Raw genomic sequence first — 17,423 nt, 5'->3', positions numbered from 1 at the left:
TTCATGCAGTATTCAGAAATTATGATTCGCTATGGTGAGCTTTCAACCAAAGGTAAAAACCGTATGCGTTTCATCAATAAACTACGTAATAATATCTCGGACGTTTTATCCATCTATCCTCAAGTTAAAGTGACAGCAGACCGCGATCGTGCCCATGCTTATCTGAATGGGGCAGATTATGAGCCAGTGGCAGAATCTCTCAAGCAAGTTTTCGGGATTCAAAACTTTTCACCTGTATACAAGGTTGAAAAATCTGTCGAGGTTCTGAAGTCTACTGTCCAAGAGATTATGAAGGACATCTACAAGGAAGGTATGACCTTTAAAATTTCTAGTAGACGCAGCGACCACAACTTTGAACTCGATAGTCGTGAACTCAATCAGACACTTGGTGGAGCAGTATTTGATGCTATTCCAAATGTACAAGCACAAATGAAACATCCGGATATTAACCTTCAGGTGGAGATTCGTGAGGAAGCAGCCTACCTTTCATATGAGACCATTCGAGGAGCAGGTGGTTTGCCAGTTGGAACTTCTGGAAAAGGGATGCTCATGTTGTCAGGTGGGATTGACTCCCCTGTTGCTGGATATCTAGCTCTAAAACGTGGAGTGGATATCGAGGCTGTTCACTTTGCTAGCCCTCCATACACAAGTCCAGGTGCCCTCAAGAAAGCGCAAGATTTGACCCGTAAATTGACCAAATTCGGTGGTAATATCCAGTTTATCGAAGTGCCATTCACGGAGATTCAAGAGGAAATCAAGGCTAAGGCTCCAGAAGCTTATCTTATGACACTGACTCGTCGCTTTATGATGCGGATTACTGACCGTATCCGTGAGGTACGAAATGGCTTGGTTATCATCAATGGGGAAAGCCTTGGTCAGGTAGCAAGCCAAACCCTTGAAAGTATGCAGGCTATCAACGCGGTGACCAATACCCCAATTATCCGTCCAGTTGTGACTATGGATAAGTTGGAAATCATTGATATTGCTCAGGAAATTGATACCTTTGAAATTTCTATTCAGCCATTTGAAGACTGTTGTACGATTTTTGCACCCGATCGTCCGAAGACAAATCCTAAGATTAAGAATGCTGAGCAGTATGAAGCGCGAATGGATGTCGAAGGTTTGGTTGAACGTGCAGTAGCAGGAATCATGATTACTGAAATTACGCCTCAAGCTGAGAAGGATGCAGTTGATGAGCTAATTGATGACCTCCTTTAATCAGAAAAACCAGAGGAAAAAATAAAATAAGTAAGAAAAGTTAGTTTATTGTCCTAAATTTGGACGGAAACTGACTTTTTTTCTATTTTTATGATATAATTAGGTAAAATTTTGAATATAGAGAGTTTTCTGACAATGAATCAATCTTATTTTTATCTAAAAATGCGAGAGCATAAATTAGTGGTTCCCTACACAGGTAAGGAGCGCCGGGTACGTGTTCTCCTCCCCAAAAACTATGATAAAGACACGGATAGAAGCTACCCAGTTGTGTATTTTCACGATGGACAAAACGTCTTTTATAGTAAGGAATCTTACGTTGGACATTCCTGGAAGATTATCCCAGCCATCAAGCGAAATCCAGATATCAGCCGTATGATTGTTGTGGCTATTGACAATGATGGACTTGGACGGATGAATGAGTATGCGGCATGGAAATTCCAAGAGTCAAACATTCCTGGCCAACAATTTGGTGGTAAGGGAGTAGAGTATGCTGAGTTTGTCATGGAAGTGGTTAAGCCTTTTATTGACGAAAACTATCGTACAAAGTCTGACCGCAAGCACACTGCTATGGTTGGTTCTTCTCTGGGAGGTAATATTACCCAGTTTATCGGCTTGGAGTATCAAGATCAGATTGGTTGCTTGGGAGTTTTCTCATCAGCTAACTGGCTTCACCAAGAGGCCTTTGATCGCTATATCGAGCGTAAAAAACTCTTACCTGACCAACGAATTTTTATCTATGTTGGAACGGAAGAAGCTGATGATACAGACAAGACCCTCATGGCTGGCAATATTAAGCAGGCCTATATCGACTCTTCCCTTCGCTATTATCATGATTTGATAGCGGGAGGAGTGCAGTTGGAAAATCTCTCACTCAAGGTTCAGGCTGGAGCCATTCACCATGAAGTGACATGGTCAGAAAATCTTCCAGCTTGCCTACGCTTTTTTGCAGAAAATTGGTAATTAGTATAAAGGAGACAGGATATGCATATTGAACATCTTAGTCACTGGAGTGGTCATCTTAACCGTGAAATGTATGTTAATCGTTACGGACACGCAGGTATCCCAGTGGTTGTCTTTGCTTCCTCAGGTGGTAGCCACAATGAATACTATGATTTTGGCATGATTGATGCATGTGCATCCTTTATCGAGGAAGGTCGAGTGCAATTCTTTACCCTTTCAAGTGTCGATAGTGAGAGTTGGCTAGCAACATGGAAAAATGGTCATGACCAAGCTGAAATGCACCGTGCTTATGAGCGATACGTGATTGAAGAAGCCATTCCTTTTATCAAGCACAAAACAGGCTGGTTTGACGGTATGATGACAACAGGTTGCTCAATGGGCGCTTATCATGCCCTAAACTTCTTCCTGCAGCATCCGGATGTCTTCACCAAAGTCATTGCTCTTAGTGGTGTCTACGACGCGCGTTTCTTTGTAGGTGACTACTACAATGATGATGCCATCTATCAAAATTCACCAGTAGATTATATCTGGAATCAAAATGATGGTTGGTTTATTGACCGTTACCGTCAGGCTGAGATTGTGATTTGTACTGGCTTAGGTGCTTGGGAGCATGATGGCCTGCCTTCTTACTACAAGTTAAAAGAAGCCTTTGACCAAAAACAAATTCCTGCCTGGTTTGCAGAATGGGGGCACGATGTTGCCCATGATTGGGATTGGTGGCGCAAACAAATGTCTTATTTCCTCGGTCATATGAGTCTATAAAAGGAGTCGCTTATGAATTATCTTGTAATTTCACCCTATTACCCACAAAATTTCCAACAATTTAGTATTGAACTAGCTAATAAAGGAATCACTGTTCTAGGGATTGGGCAAGAACCCTATGAACAACTAGATGAGCCATTGCGCAATAGCTTGACTGAGTATTTCCGTGTTGATAATCTTGAAAATATTGATGAAGTTAAACGTGCAGTTGCCTTTCTCTTTTATAAGCATGGTCCAATTGACCGTATCGAATCTCACAATGAATACTGGCTAGAGTTGGATGCTGCTCTTCGTGAACAATTTAATGTCTTTGGTACCAAACCAGACGATCTCAAAAAGACCAAGTTCAAGTCTGAAATGAAGAAACTCTTCAAAAAAGCTGGAGTTCCAGTGGTTCCAGGTGCTGTCATTGAAACAGAAGCAGATGTTGACAAAGCTGTGAAAGAAATTGGCCTTCCGATGATTGCCAAACCTGACAATGGAGTGGGAGCGGCAGCAACCTTCAAGCTTGAAACAGAAGAGGATATCCATCATTTCAAGGCAGAGTGGGACCATTCAACCGTTTATTTCTTTGAAAAATTTGTTACCTCTAGTGAAATCTGTACCTTCGATGGTTTGGTAGATAGAGATGGAAATATTGTCTTTTCTACAACCTTTGACTATGCACATACACCGCTTGATCTCATGATTTACAAGATGGACAATTCTTATTATGTTCTTAAAGATATGGATCCAAAATTGCGCAAGTATGGTGAGGCAATCGTTAAAGAATTTGGCATGAAAGAACGTTTCTTCCATATCGAGTTCTTCCGTGAAGGTGATGATTATATTGTCATTGAGTACAATAATCGTCCAGCGGGTGGCTTCACAATTGATGTCTATAACTATGCCCATTCTTTTGACTTGTATAAGGGCTATGCAGCGATCGTTGCAGGTGAACCATTCCCAGCTTCTCAATTCGAGCCTCTATACTGCTTGGCAACATCTCGTCGCGCTAATGCCAACTATGTTTATTCAGAAGAAGACTTGCTCGCCAAATATGGTCAGCAATTTAAGGTTAAGAAAATCATGCCTGCAGCCTTTGCAGAATTGCAAGGAGACTTTCTCTATATGCTAACGACGCCAAGTCGTGAAGAAATGGATCAGATGATTAAGGACTTTGGTCAGCGTCAAGAATAATCAAAATTAGGACTTAACAAACTAGGTTTGTTAGGTCTTTTTTGAAGAGCTGAAATAAAAGCGTTTTCCCGCAGGATTCTTTTAGAAAATCTGTTGCTAAAAGGCTTAAAAATTGATAGAATAGGGATTGTCTAAAAAATATTAAGGAGAATCTATCAATGGATTTCGCATGGGCAGTCAAATATGCCACTGAATTTTTGGGAACAGCCATCTTGATTATCTTGGGAAATGGTGCAGTTGCCAACGTTGAACTTAAAGGTACGAAAGGTCACCAAAGTGGCTGGCTCGTTATCGCTGTTGGTTACGGTATGGGGGTTATGATCCCTGCCTTGATGTTTGGTAATGTTTCTGGTAACCACATCAACCCAGCCTTCACTCTTGGTCTAGCAGTTAGCGGACTTTTCCCTTGGGCACAAGTAGCACCATACATCGTTGCACAAGTCTTGGGAGCAATCTTCGGACAAGCCTTGGTTGTTGCAACTCACCGTCCTTACTACTTGCAAACTGAAAAAGCAAACAATATCTTGGGAACTTTCTCAACAATTTCAAGTATCGACCACGGAACAAAAGAATCACGCTTCGCTGCAACAGTTAATGGTTTTATCAACGAGTTCGTTGGTTCATTCGTTCTTTTCTTTGCAGCACTTGGTTTGACAAAAAACTTCTTTGGTGCTGAAGTTCTACAATACATGAAACAAATGGCAACTCAAGCTGGTCAAAATGTTGACTTCTCTGATTTGGCAATTAAAGCTCAAGTAGCGCCTCATACAGCTTCAGGACTTTCTGTTGCACACTTGGCACTTGGTTTCCTAGTAATGGCCTTGGTTACTTCACTTGGCGGACCTACTGGACCTGGTTTGAACCCAGCTCGTGACTTTGGACCACGTCTCCTTCATGCCTTCCTTCCAAAATCAATCCTTGGTCAACACAAGGGTGATTCAAAATGGTGGTATGCTTGGGTACCAGTAGTTGCACCGATTGCAGCTGGTATTGCAGCAGTAGCGCTTTTCAAATTACTTTACCTATAATCACTCAAAACTGGGAAGACCCAGTTTTTTTCTTGTCCATGAAAGTCGAGTTTTTAGATAGAGATTCTTAAATCGTCAGACTTTTTTCATTTTAATGCTAAAGGTGAAAATGTGGCGAAAATATGGTAAAATAGAGTACTAAGTAAACGTTAAAAAGGAATATTATGCGTAAAGAGATTGCACCCGAATTATATAATTACAATAAATTCCCTGGTCCTGAATTTCATCTATCTGGAGATAAAGTCGAAGCTGAAGGGTTTACCTTTACTTTGGTTGAAAATAGTAAGGATGCTTTTGATGCAACGGCATTTACTCAACGCTTTTCTGAAGTTTTAAGTAAGTTCGATTATATTGTAGGAGACTGGAGCAATGAGCAGCTGCGCTTACGAGGTTTCTACAAGAATGAGCGAGCTGAAGAGTCTCTTGAGAAAATCAGTCGTTTACAAGATTACCTACTTGAGTATTGTAGCTATGGTTGTGCCTATTTTGTTCTAGAAAATGAAGTTCCTAAACGAGCACCGTTTGACCAAAAGATGCGCAAAAAAGAGGAAGAAAAGGATTCTCGCAAAGGGAAAAAAACTTCCCAAAGTAAGAAAAAAAATCATACGGACAAGAGAAATAGACGCCGTTCAAAAGAACAGAAATCTCAGAAAGAAGACAAGGGGCAACGTCATTTCGTCATCCGTCAGAAAGATTAGAGAATAAGGAGAAAACATGAAACCGTCTATTTATAGTTTAACACGTCAAGGCATGCAAGAATGGGTCTTGGAGCAGGGAGAAAAGAAATTCCGTGCCGATCAAATCTGGGAGTGGCTTTACCGTAAACGTGTCCAGTCATTCGAAGAAATGACCAACTTGTCTAAGGATTTGATTGCCAAACTCAACGACCAATTTGTAGTCAACCCTTTGAAACAACGCATCGTTCAAGAATCGGCTGATGGTACTGTAAAGTATCTCTTTGAGTTGCCAGATGGGATGTTGATTGAGACAGTGCTGATGCGTCAACACTACGGTTTGTCAGTCTGTGTAACGACTCAGGTAGGATGCAATATCGGTTGTACCTTCTGTGCATCAGGCTTGATCAAGAAGCAACGTGACCTCAATAACGGTGAAATCGTTGCGCAGATTATGTTAGTCCAAAAATATTTTGACGAACGTGGACAAGATGAACGTGTTAGTCATATCGTTGTAATGGGGATTGGAGAACCTTTTGATAACTACAATAATGTCTTGAACTTTATCCGTACTATCAACGACGATAAGGGAATGGCTATCGGTGCTCGCCATATCACCGTATCAACTTCTGGTTTGGCTCACAAAATCCGTGAATTTGCTAATGAAGGAGTTCAGGTCAACCTTGCTGTTTCTCTTCATGCACCAAACAATGAACTTCGTTCAAGCATCATGAAGATTAACCGTGCCTTTCCAATTGAAAAACTCTTTGCAGCTATTGAGTACTACATCGAAACTACCAATCGCCGTGTGACTTTTGAGTATATCATGCTCAATGAAGTTAACGATGGAGTTGAACAAGCGCTTGAGTTGGCTGAATTGCTTAAGAATATCAAGAAATTGTCTTATGTCAATTTGATTCCTTACAACCCAGTTAGTGAACATGACCAGTATAGCCGAAGCCCTAAAGAACGTGTCATGGCTTTCTATGATACACTCAAGAAAAAAGGTGTCAACTGTGTCGTTCGTCAGGAACATGGTACAGATATCGATGCGGCTTGTGGACAATTGCGTTCAAATACCATGAAGCGTGATCGCCAAAAAGCAGTAGCGGAAGTAAATCCATAAGATGAGTCGAAAAACATTACTAAGCTTGGGAGTGCTTTTATACAGTCTTTGTATCGTCTGTTTTTGTTTTAGTCCCCAACCTCAACTTCCTACAGGAGTGGAAACTCCAGGTATTCAAACTTTTGGACGCCTGGTTTTTCTTTTGACGCCTTTTAACTCCCTCTGGAGACTGGGTGAAGTGACTAGCCTTCTGCAGCTATTCTGGATATTTTTGCAAAACGCCTTAAATATCCTTTTACTTTTCCCGCTGATTTTCCAACTTCTCTTTCTCATGCCTAGTCTAAGAAATACTAAGAAAGTGATTTTGTTTAGCTTTTTATTGAGCTTGGGAATTGAATGCACGCAACTAGTTTTAGACTTTTTCTTGGACTTTAATCGGGTCTTTGAGATTGATGATTTGTGGACCAATACTCTAGGTGGCTACCTGGCTTGGCTCCTCTATAAATTACTACATAAAAACAAGATAAGGAATTTAAATGAGTATCTTAGAAGTTAAAAATTTGAGTCACGGTTTTGGTGACCGTGCGATTTTTGAAGATGTATCTTTCCGTCTCCTCAAAGGTGAACATATCGGCTTAGTTGGTGCCAATGGTGAAGGAAAATCAACCTTTATGAGCATCGTGACTGGTAAAATGTTACCTGATGAAGGTAAGGTGGAATGGTCTAAATATGTTACAGCTGGCTACCTAGATCAGCATGCGGTGCTTAAAGAAGGCCAAACTGTGCGTGATGTTCTTCGTACAGCTTTTGACGAATTATTCAAAGCCGAAGCACGTATCAATGAACTCTACATGGAAATGGCAGAAGAGGGAGCTGATATTGATGCATTGATGGAAGAAGTTGGCGAACTCCAAGACCGTTTGGAAAGTCGTGATTTCTATACATTAGATGCTAAGATTGACGAAGTAGCGCGTGCCCTTGGTGTCATGGATTATGGTATGGATACAGACGTAACAGCCTTGTCAGGTGGACAAAGAACCAAGGTGCTTTTGGCCAAACTTCTTCTTGAAAAGCCAGATATCTTGTTGCTTGACGAGCCAACTAACTATTTGGATGCTGAGCATATTGACTGGCTCAAGCGTTATCTGCAGAATTATGAGAATGCCTTTGTCCTTATTTCGCACGATATTCCATTCCTCAACGATGTGATCAATATCGTATATCACGTTGAAAATCAACAGTTGACTCGTTATTCTGGAGATTACTACCAGTTCCAAGAAGTCTATGCCATGAAGAAATCGCAGCTGGAAGCAGCCTATGAGCGTCAACAGAAAGAAATTGCGGATCTCAAGGATTTCGTAGCCCGTAATAAGGCGCGTGTTGCAACACGAAACATGGCCATGTCTCGCCAGAAGAAATTGGATAAGATGGATATCATCGAACTCCAAAGCGAGAAACCAAAGCCTTCCTTTGATTTTAAACCAGCTCGTACACCTGGACGCTTTATCTTCCAAGCTAAGGACTTGCAGATTGGTTACGACCGCCCACTTACAAAACCATTAAATCTTACCTTTGAACGCAATCAGAAGGTCGCCATTATTGGTGCCAATGGTATCGGTAAAACAACCCTCTTGAAGTCTCTTTTGGGCATTATCCCCCCAATTGCTGGAGAAGTTGAACGTGGTGACTATCTAGAACTTGGTTACTTTGAACAAGAAGTGGAAGGTGGCAATCGTCAGACACCTTTAGAAGCAGTTTGGAATGCCTTTCCAGCTCTCAACCAAGCAGAAGTCCGTGCAGCCCTTGCCCGCTGTGGTTTGACAACCAAGCATATCGAAAGCCAGATTCAAGTTCTATCAGGTGGAGAACAAGCTAAGGTTCGTTTCTGTCTCTTGATGAATCGTGAAAACAACGTTTTGGTGCTGGACGAGCCAACCAACCACTTGGATGTGGATGCTAAGGATGAACTCAAACGTGCTCTAAAAGAGTATAAGGGTTCTATCCTTATGGTCTGCCACGAACCAGACTTCTATGAAGGCTGGATGGACCAAATCTGGGATTTTAACAACTTAACTTAAAATGAGAGTAAAAGAAATACAGTACCAAGATTGGATACTGTATTTTTTTGGTTTTTAAGATTTAAAATCGTAGTCCTTAACAATTTCGATACTGTCGATAGTGATAGCAGTAGTTGGTTTGTCTTTTTCGTCTTTCTCAGCCTTGGCAATCTTGTCAACAACTTCCATACCGTCGATCACTTGACCAAAGACAGGGTGTTTTCCGTCTAGACTAGGGTTGCCCCCTTCTTTATAGGCTTCGATAATTTTCTTTGGATAGCTACTTGTAGGCAGTTTGGCAGAAATGTCTGTCGTATTTTGGTTGATGAAGAACTGGCTACCATTGGAATTTGGTTGGCCAGTATTAGCCATGGAGAGAGAACCACGGATATTATAGAGATATGGAGAGATTTCGCTCTTGAAACCAGTTCCTTGATCTTTTGTTTTGTCCTTATCGTGCCAGATAGATTCACCACCTGTACCATCTCCTTTTGGATCACCAGTCTGAACCATAAAGCCATCAATCACTCGGTGGAAGGTAACGCCATTGTAGTAGCCTTCCTTAGCATGAGTTAGGAAATTTTCAACCGCAAGAGGGGTTAGCTTTGGAAAGAGTTTGATGCGGATATCTCCTTGACTTGTATGGAGAATAACTTCAGCCTCGTCTTCAGCAACTTCTTTAGATAGTTGTGGGAAATTGGCATTTTCATTTGTCAAGGCGTCTTTAAGATCCTTGGCAGATTGGGCAGCTGCTTTGGAACTTTCTTCGGCAGCCAAGCTAGAATCTACATAGTCATCCCCTCGAAGACTACGTTGGATACTGCTACATCCAGCAAGGGCAAAAGTTGAGATTAATAGAAGTGTTGCTATTTTTTTCATGGTAATCCTTTCAAAAATCATTTCTACCATTGTACCCTAATTGAAAGTGGATTTCAAATATTAGTAGTTTACAGAAATAGTTTAGATAATAGTTGGGATTTCATCATCATCTTGAAAATCTTCAACTTCTTTTTCCCCAGTAAATGGTTTCTGAAAAGAACTTAGTATAAAACGGGCAATTGGTCCAACAATTAGGAAATTTAGAGGAAGAGCTGCAATAAAGTTTACAGTCCAGGCACTTAGATAGGTCTTGGGTGTGATAGCAATGCCATTGTAAAAAAGTCCATAGAAGGACATGAAAGTGACCATGAGAACTGCCATTCCTCCAGAAATTGTAATGATTTTCTGCCAGCGTTTATGATGATCCTTGAGGATACGAAAGGCAATTGACTTAACGATTGGTCCAACAAGGATGACATCCAATAAAAAGGCTGTGACAAAACCAGGAATGTAGCCAAGGGATAAATGATGTAGTGAAAGTTGACCAACAATAAAAAGGTTCCAAATAGACATACCGAGTACCATCATGGAACACATTAGTGTTGTAAATAAAAGAGCTTCTTTAAAATTTCTAGGCATTATAGTCTCCGTTTCTTTTTGATTAGAAATCAGTCTATCATAAAAATTTTTTTCTCGTAAGTGAATTGATTAGATTTTTTTAAGAAACTGTTTTCAAAAAAATCAACCTGACTTGGTTGATTAAAGATTCTTCTTTGGATGGCGGTCAATGATTGCCTGATGGTCCTTGAGAGCCTGTTCTCCTTTTGGAGTTAGTTTATAACCGCGAATCGAAAAGAGACTAGCTAATTCTTCTGAAAAATGGTCATGAAGGGCTTGGTCCAGATCTGCAGCCTTCATCTTAGAGAGTCCAGTAACACCCTTCTTTTTAAGGATGTTCTTTTTCATTGTAGCATTGATATGATCCAGCGAATCAAAAGCAGTTTCAACAAGAGCATAGCCTTTTTCAACAAGCGTTTCTAAATGTTTTGGGGCATCAATACCATAAGTATACTCAAAATATTTTGGAAACCAAGTTTCAGTGGTGAAAGTTCCAAAGTTGATTCTCCAGAGAAGGATAATATCTCCTGCCAGGAGATTGTCTTCTAATAATTCCATATTTCGTTTTGGGACAGGCTTGGGATTTTGTAGCCAAGCCTCTATATCACGATCAGGAGAGATATAAGGCTTAACCTGATGGTCTTTGTAAATGTTCTCTAGACTAGTATTCATAAAGTTTCTCTTTCTAATTTATCTCTATTAGTCTAACAAATTTCTAAAAAATTTAAAAATTTTAAAGTCTGTCAAGTTTTTTTCTTGACACCTCTTAGAAATCTGCTATAATAGAACATGTGCTAAATAGCTCAGCTATTTCACCGAACTAAAAAAATAAAAGAAAAGAGATATTAAAAATGGCAGTAAAAATCCGTTTGACTCGTATGGGTTCTAAGAAAAAACCTTTCTACCGTATTAACGTAGCAGATTCACGTTCACCACGTGATGGACGTTTCATCGAAACAGTTGGAACTTACAACCCACTTGTTGTTGAAAACCAAGTAACTTTGAAAGAAGACCGCGTTCTTGCATGGTTGGCTGATGGAGCTCAACCTTCAGATACAGTACGCAACATCCTTTCAAAAGAAGGCGTATTGAAGAAATTCCACGATTCTAAATTCTCTAAATAATTCTAAAGTAGGTTGACAGATGGATACGATTGAAAATCTCATTATTGCAATTGTGAAACCTTTGATTTCACAACCAGATGCCTTAACTATCAAGATTGAAGATACACCAGAATTTTTGGAGTATCATTTGGATCTTGACCAAAGCGATGTGGGTCGTGTGATTGGTCGTAAGGGTCGCACTATCTCTGCGATAAGAACGATTGTCTACTCTGTCCCAACTGAAGACAAAAAAGTAAGAATCGTTATTGACGAAAAATAAGAAAAGCGGGACGGAAGTCTCGCTTTTTTGCTAGGAGTAGGATATGAAGGATTTAACAGTTAGACAACTACAAGCCTATTTGCTAGAACATTACCAGCAATCTCGGACTGAGGAAGGTCTTTTTATCAAGCTAGTGGAGGAAGTTGGAGAAGTCGCTGAGGTTTTGAATGGACGCTCTGGGCGAAAAGAAGGGGTTCAGGATTCTAACGAGGAACTTGCAAAAGAACTGGCTGATATTATTCACTACACCGTCGCAATCGCAGCCATCAACCATATTGATCTAACCAAGACCATTTTTGAAAAAGATAAGAAAGCTGCCATCAAGTATCACCATGAACGAGATTTGGAAAATTTTTTGGAGAACTTCTAAGAGAATAAGAAATGATTTTTTACTAATAAAGAAGATTTTACCTATATTGGTCTAGCTAGTAAATAGAAAACAATGAAACTGGTAGTTTATATTATCAAAGTAAGGAATCTCCAAGAGGTAGACAAGCTATAACTTGTGAGACAAGAACTAGAAAAGCAGATCAGAATAGCCGACTCCTTTATAGTTAATGAGAAAGAATTTATCAGCTTGAAAGAGGGATAGTAGACATAAAATATCAATCCTAGAAATAGTATCTAGGATTTTACTATGCTAAAATGGAAAGACAGTCTCAAAGAATTCTAGTCAATCAATCTTGAGACTGGCTACTTTTAAAGGGAGTAACAATCTATGAACGAGAAAACAAAAGCATACCTAGCGGCCTTATCCTTTTCAGCCATCATTGGTTTTTCTTTTTTATTTACTAAGATAGCTTTGGGCTATGCCAGTCCTCTTACAAACTTGGCACATCGCTATACAATCGCTGCTCTGGTATTGGTCATCCTTCATCAAACAAAACTTATCAATGTGAGTTTAAGTAGAAAAACTATTCTTTCTATTCTGCCTATGAGTCTTTTCTATCCACTCCTCTTCTTTATTTTCCAATCCTTTGCTTTACAGTATATATCGTCTTCTGAAGCTGGAATTTTACAAGCGCTTGTCCCGATTTTTACTCTCCTTTTGGCATCGGTCTTTCTCAAGGAAAAGACAAGTTTGCTGCAAAAGTTCTTTTTAATTTTATCCGTAGCAGGAGTAGTTTTCATCTTCCTTAGCAAAGGAGCCAACTTTAGCAAGGAAACTGCTAGCTTGGGCTTTCTCTTGATGTTGGGATCCGTTCTTGCAAATGCGATAAACAATATTCTCAGCAAGGCTAAAGGAGGTCGCTATCGGGCCATGGATATGACAGCTGTTGTGATATGTGTTGGCTTCGTCACCTTTAATACGCTGAGTCTGACCTCGCACTATCTAGATGGCAACATATTAGCCTACGTTGCACCGCTCGGACAGCTTCCTTATCTGCTTTCAATCCTCTATTTGGGAATACTAGCCTCTATCGTGACTGGTAGTCTTTCTATCTATGCTATTGTTCGACTTGGAGCATCAACCGTCAGTATCTTTGGCAATCTTGGAACAGTTTTGACCATTCTAAGCGGAGCTCTTATCCTCTATGAACCAATTTATAGTTACCATGTGATAGGAGCCACTCTGATTATTGCTGGAATTTTAGGCATGAATCTGATGAGAAAAAAGTAAAGATTGCTTAGCAGTCTTTTTCTTAATCTAAATGATACAGAAAATTCAAAATTTTTAATGGAATTAAGTTTAGAAAATGATGATTTTAATATAGCATGATAAAATAGATAAAAAGAATAATACTAGGATAAAGAAGAGAGAGTTTAGAAATGAAGCAAAATGATATAGCTGAAGCTATTGCTTTTTATAACAGAAAACCTGAGACTTTGGTACGTCACATTATACCAGTCGTAGATTGTGATTTGGTTGTTTATCATCGTCCTGGAAACACAAATAAAGGCCACATTATTTTTTATCATGGAGCTTGTGGACGTAGTCAGATGTGGGCCCACCAGTATGATGCCTTTGAAGGATTTGACCTCTACTTTGTCAATGTTAGAGGACAGGGTGAATCACCTATGAAAGTTGGCCTACCCGACTTAGAAGGTGCTGTTCAAGATGTAGATGCTATTTTGTCCTATTTCCAGTTGGATAAGGTGATATTGGTTGGTCATTCTTGGGGAGGGAATCCACTTCAAGAGTACACCTATCGCCATCCAGAAAGAGTCCTAGCCTTGGTCATGGTAGATAGTTGGGGACAGCATCGATACCTATCAGATAAAGAGAGAAATCGCATAAAATATAGTTCTCTTATGTACAAAACGATTCCTTGGAAGTTGATTGCAGATAAGAACTCAAAAATGTGTAGTGATAATCCTATCACAAGAGAATTAGTCAAGACGGCCATTATAGAAACTGGGAGAGATGTTTTCTTGAATCTTGGAATCACAGGTTTCTTAGCTGTCCATGAGATAGAGGATTATCAAGGAAATCCTCCTATGCTATTAGTAAGAGGAAAAAATGATTTTCCCAAACACCTAAAAATAATCTATGATGGTATCATTGCTCTAAATCCCAATGCGCGTCAAGTAACGATTTCAGATAGTAAACACCAACCGATGAATGATTACCCTAAAGAGTTTAATCAGCTAGTTGGTGATTTTTTTGAAGAAGTAGTAGCTCTGTAAGATGATATTTATCCAACTTGTGAAAATCCCTGGAACATGATAAAATATAGGGAGAAACATACACAGGAGATCAAATGAACTATTTTAACGTTGGAAAAATCGTCAATACGCAAGGTTTACAAGGTGAGATGCGAGTCTTATCTGTGACGGATTTTTCGGAAGAACGCTTTAAAAAAGGTGCAGAGCTTGCCTTATTTGATGAGAAGGATCAATTTGTTCAAACAGTGACTATCGCAAGTCACCGTAAGCATAAAAACTTTGATATCATCAAATTTAAGGATATGTATCACATCAATGATATCGAAAAATACAAGGGCTACAGTTTGAAGGTTGCGGAAGAAAACCTTAATGACCTGGATGAGGGTGAATTTTACTATCACGAGATTATCGGCTTAGAGGTTTACGAGGGTGATAACTTGATTGGAACCATTAAGGAAATTCTTCAACCAGGGGCCAATGATGTTTGGGTAGTTAAGCGTAAGGGAAAACGTGATCTGCTTTTACCATATATCCCACCGGTCGTCCTCAATGTTGATATTCCTAATAAGCGCGTGGATGTAGAACTCTTAGAAGGGTTAGACGATGAAGATTGATATTTTAACCCTCTTTCCAGAGATGTTCTCACCGCTAGAACATTCCATCGTTGGAAAGGCCCGTGAAAAAGGACTTCTTGACATCCAGTATCATAATTTTCGTGAATATGCTGAAAAGGCTCGTCATGTCGATGACGAACCCTACGGTGGTGGTCAAGGCATGTTGCTACGTGCGCAGCCAATCTTTGATGCCTTTGATGCTATTGAAAAGAAGAATCCGCGCGTGATTCTTTTGGATCCTGCTGGTAAGCAGTTTGACCAGGCTTATGCTGAAGATTTAGCACAAGAAGAGGAACTCATCTTTATCTGTGGTCACTACGAGGGCTATGATGAACGCATTAAGACCTTGGTAACAGATGAGATTTCTCTTGGTGATTATGTTCTGACGGGTGGTGAACTAGCAGCAATGACCATGATTGATGCGACGGTTCGCTTGATACCAGAAGTAATTGGGAAGGAAACCAGTCACCAAGATGATAGCTTTTCATCTGGTCTCCTTGAATATCCTCAGTACACACGTCCTTATGATTATCGAGGCATGGTGGTTCCAGAGGTGCTTATGAGTGGACACCATGAGAAGATTCGTCAATGGCGTCTCTATGAAAGTCTCAAAAAAACTTATGAGCGTAGACCAGATTTGTTGGAACATTACGAATTAACAGCAGAAGAAGCTAAAATGTTAGCGGACATTAAAGAAAATACAAATTAAAAGGAGAAGCCTATGCAAGTCATTAAACGTGATGGACAAGTTGCCGACTTTGATCCAGATAAAATTTATCAAGCCATTCTCAAAGCTGCTCAAACGGTTTATGTTTTGACAGATGATTTACGTCAAAATCTAGCTCAGGTAACTAAGAAAGTTGTCTTGGATCTAGAAGAGGCAAAAGTGGAGCGTGCCACTATCAGTATGATTCAATCAATGGTTGAGCATCGCTTGCTTGGTGCAGGCTACATTACCATCGCTGAACACTATATCTCTTACCGTTTGCAACGTGATTTAGAGAGAAGTGGTTACGGAGAACACATTGCTGTTCACCTTCATTTTGAACAAATTCGTTAATAGAAAAGAGTGAGATGAAGAAAACTCATCTCACTCTTTCTTAAATCGATTTTTTTGGGCTGTTTGGACAGTCAAGGGAACAAAACTTATTTTTTGAATATCTGGGATTCGAATAATGCGAGTCACATTTTTTGCAAAATTTTTTACGATAATTTGCTGGCGGTCCGTATCATATTTGATGATATCCCCTGTAAAACTTGTATCTGAAAAAATAATGTGGACAGCAGTTTTTTTTAGGAGCGCCTCTTTAATGGCACTTGTCAGGGAGTCGGCTTTGGAATGATCTAGTTCTTCTCGCCCGTCGAGAAAGCTTTGGAACTTTTGTTGAATGTGTTTAAATAAATCTTTCATCGGAGCCTCCCTTCTTTTTAACATTATTATATACAATTTTAAGAAAATCTACAAGATTTTACGAATAATCAAGTGAAGACAATCAAAAGGAGAATACAATGTCAGAATTTACATTTGAAATCGAGGAACACTTACTTACGCTCTCAGAGAATGAAAAAGGTTGGACTAAGGAAATCAATCGTGTCAGCTTTAACGGAGCACCAGCAAAGTTTGACATTCGTGCTTGGAGTCCAGACCACACTAAGATGGGGAAAGGAATCACCCTTTCAAACGAAGAGTTTCAAGTGATGGTCGATGCCTTCAAAAATCAATAAGCAATCATATAAAAACAGACGAAAGGAGGTTGTGAGAAAATTCCCGACCTCCTTTCTTTATTTATGTGAAAAGTAGGGTTGATTACTAAGACGTTGAAGGAGTGGTCGTCCGATAAAACTAATGGCAATAATTTTTGCAAGATCAGGAATGATAAAGGGAATGACACCGACAGCCAGTGCCTTATCAAAAGGCATACCAGCGAGGAAGTGGAGGCTGAGGATACCACCGACAAAGACAAGGGAATCCCCTAAGAGATTGGCTAGGAAAATACGTACAACACTGCTATTCGTATGAGTCAGATAGGAAGCAAGCCCAGCATAGACTAGGTCAAACCATAGATAACCAGCACTTGGCCCAATTAAAACGTGGAAACCAGCTCTGCCGCTAGCAAAGACAGGAAGACCAATGACACCCAGTAAAAGATAGATTCCAACAGAGAGAACAGCTTCCCTTGGTCTAAAAACAGTAGCAATGAGTCCGATAGCAAAGTTTTGTAGAGTAAACGGAACAGGTCCAATTGGGACACTGATTTGGGCTAATACTGCAATCAGAGCAGCTCCAATAGCAGGAATAGCGTAAATATGTGCTTTTTTCATAATAGTTAACCTCTTTTTTAATTTATAGTAACTATTATACTGGAAGGGGGATGATTGTCAACCTGTTTTAAAAATAAAGGTTACAAATCTGTAATGGCCGATTTAGAGAGAGCCGG

General features: G+C 39.9%; 23 protein-coding genes. 18 read left to right on the top strand and 5 right to left on the bottom strand.

The features are described from left to right. The first annotated feature begins 3 nt into the window (after positions 1-3). From thiI to abc-f, 9 genes are all read left to right on the top strand, one after another. The gene (thiI, locus tag QM469_RS04930) at positions 4-1,218 is read left to right on the top strand and encodes a tRNA uracil 4-sulfurtransferase ThiI (protein WP_414276173.1); all 1,215 of its coding nucleotides are present in this window, start codon (positions 4-6) and stop codon (positions 1,216-1,218) included. 135 nt (positions 1,219-1,353) lie between these two features. Further along, positions 1,354-2,178, top strand: coding sequence for an alpha/beta hydrolase (locus tag QM469_RS04925; RefSeq protein ID WP_414276174.1), 825 nt, complete (start codon positions 1,354-1,356; stop codon positions 2,176-2,178). Between the two features lie 21 nt (positions 2,179-2,199). After that, positions 2,200-2,940, top strand: coding sequence for an esterase family protein (locus QM469_RS04920; protein ID WP_414276175.1), 741 nt, complete (start codon positions 2,200-2,202; stop codon positions 2,938-2,940). 12 nt (positions 2,941-2,952) lie between these two features. After that, entirely contained in the window at positions 2,953-4,119 is a 1,167-nt protein-coding gene (locus QM469_RS04915; protein ID WP_414276176.1) for an ATP-grasp domain-containing protein, read from the top strand. 158 nt (positions 4,120-4,277) lie between these two features. After that, the gene (gla, locus tag QM469_RS04910) at positions 4,278-5,147 is read left to right on the top strand and encodes an aquaglyceroporin Gla (protein ID WP_316108177.1); all 870 of its coding nucleotides are present in this window, start codon (positions 4,278-4,280) and stop codon (positions 5,145-5,147) included. A gap of 164 nt (positions 5,148-5,311) precedes the next feature. Then, positions 5,312-5,845 (top strand): YutD-like domain-containing protein, encoded by a 534-nt coding sequence (locus tag QM469_RS04905; RefSeq protein WP_414273312.1) that lies wholly within the window; start codon positions 5,312-5,314, stop codon positions 5,843-5,845. Between the two features lie 16 nt (positions 5,846-5,861). Further along, complete coding sequence (gene rlmN / locus QM469_RS04900; RefSeq protein ID WP_045763788.1) at positions 5,862-6,947, top strand: 23S rRNA (adenine(2503)-C(2))-methyltransferase RlmN; 1,086 nt, start codon at positions 5,862-5,864, stop codon at positions 6,945-6,947. A gap of 1 nt (position 6,948) precedes the next feature. Continuing rightward, positions 6,949-7,443, top strand: coding sequence for a VanZ family protein (locus tag QM469_RS04895; RefSeq protein ID WP_414276177.1), 495 nt, complete (start codon positions 6,949-6,951; stop codon positions 7,441-7,443). Next, complete coding sequence (abc-f, locus tag QM469_RS04890; RefSeq protein WP_049549120.1) at positions 7,424-8,965, top strand: ribosomal protection-like ABC-F family protein; 1,542 nt, start codon at positions 7,424-7,426, stop codon at positions 8,963-8,965. The genes QM469_RS04895 and abc-f overlap by 20 nt, the downstream gene beginning before the upstream one ends. A 54-nt stretch (positions 8,966-9,019) precedes the next feature. Here the strand turns inward: abc-f and QM469_RS04885 are convergent, their stop codons facing one another. From QM469_RS04885 to QM469_RS04875, 3 genes are all read right to left on the bottom strand, one after another. Beyond that, a complete protein-coding gene (locus QM469_RS04885; protein WP_153224792.1) occupies positions 9,020-9,823 on the bottom strand; it encodes a peptidylprolyl isomerase in 804 nt (267 codons plus the stop codon). Positions 9,824-9,904: 81 nt separating this feature from the next. Further along, positions 9,905-10,120, bottom strand: coding sequence for a hypothetical protein (locus QM469_RS04880; RefSeq protein ID WP_153224843.1), 216 nt, complete (start codon positions 10,118-10,120; stop codon positions 9,905-9,907). Between the two features lie 402 nt (positions 10,121-10,522). Then, entirely contained in the window at positions 10,523-11,053 is a 531-nt protein-coding gene (locus QM469_RS04875; RefSeq protein WP_414276178.1) for a hypothetical protein, read from the bottom strand. A 179-nt stretch (positions 11,054-11,232) separates the two neighbouring features. Here QM469_RS04875 and rpsP point away from each other — a divergent pair, with 179 nt between their 5' ends. The 8 genes from rpsP to QM469_RS04835 all read left to right on the top strand — a co-directional run bounded on the left by rpsP (position 11,233) and on the right by QM469_RS04835 (position 16,045). Next, positions 11,233-11,505: a 30S ribosomal protein S16 gene (rpsP, locus tag QM469_RS04870; protein WP_414276179.1), complete on the top strand. Its 273-nt coding sequence runs from the start codon at positions 11,233-11,235 to the stop codon at positions 11,503-11,505. 19 nt (positions 11,506-11,524) lie between these two features. Beyond that, positions 11,525-11,764 (top strand): RNA-binding protein KphA, encoded by a 240-nt coding sequence (kphA, locus tag QM469_RS04865; RefSeq protein ID WP_000379617.1) that lies wholly within the window; start codon positions 11,525-11,527, stop codon positions 11,762-11,764. 43 nt (positions 11,765-11,807) lie between these two features. Next, a complete protein-coding gene (locus QM469_RS04860) occupies positions 11,808-12,134 on the top strand; it encodes a MazG nucleotide pyrophosphohydrolase domain-containing protein (protein WP_414276180.1) in 327 nt (108 codons plus the stop codon). A gap of 348 nt (positions 12,135-12,482) precedes the next feature. Beyond that, positions 12,483-13,385 carry a DMT family transporter gene (locus QM469_RS04855; RefSeq protein WP_414276181.1) on the top strand — a complete coding sequence of 301 codons (903 nt, stop codon included), beginning with the start codon at positions 12,483-12,485 and terminating at the stop codon, positions 13,383-13,385. 149 nt (positions 13,386-13,534) lie between these two features. Then, complete coding sequence (locus QM469_RS04850) at positions 13,535-14,392, top strand: alpha/beta fold hydrolase (protein ID WP_414276182.1); 858 nt, start codon at positions 13,535-13,537, stop codon at positions 14,390-14,392. A 74-nt stretch (positions 14,393-14,466) separates the two neighbouring features. Beyond that, positions 14,467-14,985, top strand: a complete 519-nt coding sequence (gene rimM, locus QM469_RS04845; RefSeq protein WP_414276183.1) for a ribosome maturation factor RimM — start codon at positions 14,467-14,469, stop codon at positions 14,983-14,985. Continuing rightward, positions 14,975-15,694: a tRNA (guanosine(37)-N1)-methyltransferase TrmD gene (gene trmD, locus QM469_RS04840; RefSeq protein ID WP_049502991.1), complete on the top strand. Its 720-nt coding sequence runs from the start codon at positions 14,975-14,977 to the stop codon at positions 15,692-15,694. Before rimM ends, trmD begins: the two co-directional genes overlap by 11 nt. A 12-nt stretch (positions 15,695-15,706) precedes the next feature. Beyond that, on the top strand, positions 15,707-16,045 hold the full coding sequence (locus QM469_RS04835) for an ATP cone domain-containing protein (protein WP_001196044.1): 339 nt from the start codon (positions 15,707-15,709) through the stop codon (positions 16,043-16,045). A gap of 30 nt (positions 16,046-16,075) precedes the next feature. Here QM469_RS04835 and QM469_RS04830 read toward each other — a convergent pair whose 3' ends face one another. Beyond that, the gene (locus QM469_RS04830; RefSeq protein ID WP_414276184.1) at positions 16,076-16,396 is read right to left on the bottom strand and encodes a hypothetical protein; all 321 of its coding nucleotides are present in this window, start codon (positions 16,394-16,396) and stop codon (positions 16,076-16,078) included. A gap of 98 nt (positions 16,397-16,494) precedes the next feature. On the opposite strand from QM469_RS04830, the gene QM469_RS04825 reads away from it, so the two are divergent. Then, positions 16,495-16,710: a YdbC family protein gene (locus tag QM469_RS04825; protein ID WP_311522650.1), complete on the top strand. Its 216-nt coding sequence runs from the start codon at positions 16,495-16,497 to the stop codon at positions 16,708-16,710. A 57-nt stretch (positions 16,711-16,767) separates the two neighbouring features. Here QM469_RS04825 and QM469_RS04820 read toward each other — a convergent pair whose 3' ends face one another. Beyond that, positions 16,768-17,307 carry a biotin transporter BioY gene (locus QM469_RS04820; RefSeq protein ID WP_414276185.1) on the bottom strand — a complete coding sequence of 180 codons (540 nt, stop codon included), beginning with the start codon at positions 17,305-17,307 and terminating at the stop codon, positions 16,768-16,770. Between the last annotated feature and the right edge of the window lie 116 nt (positions 17,308-17,423).

Source organism: Streptococcus infantis (genome assembly GCF_047464215.1).
Classification (GTDB): domain Bacteria; phylum Bacillota; class Bacilli; order Lactobacillales; family Streptococcaceae; genus Streptococcus; species Streptococcus infantis_P.
Note: the sequence above shows the minus strand (reverse complement) of the source record. Positions and strands in the feature narration are given on the sequence as shown.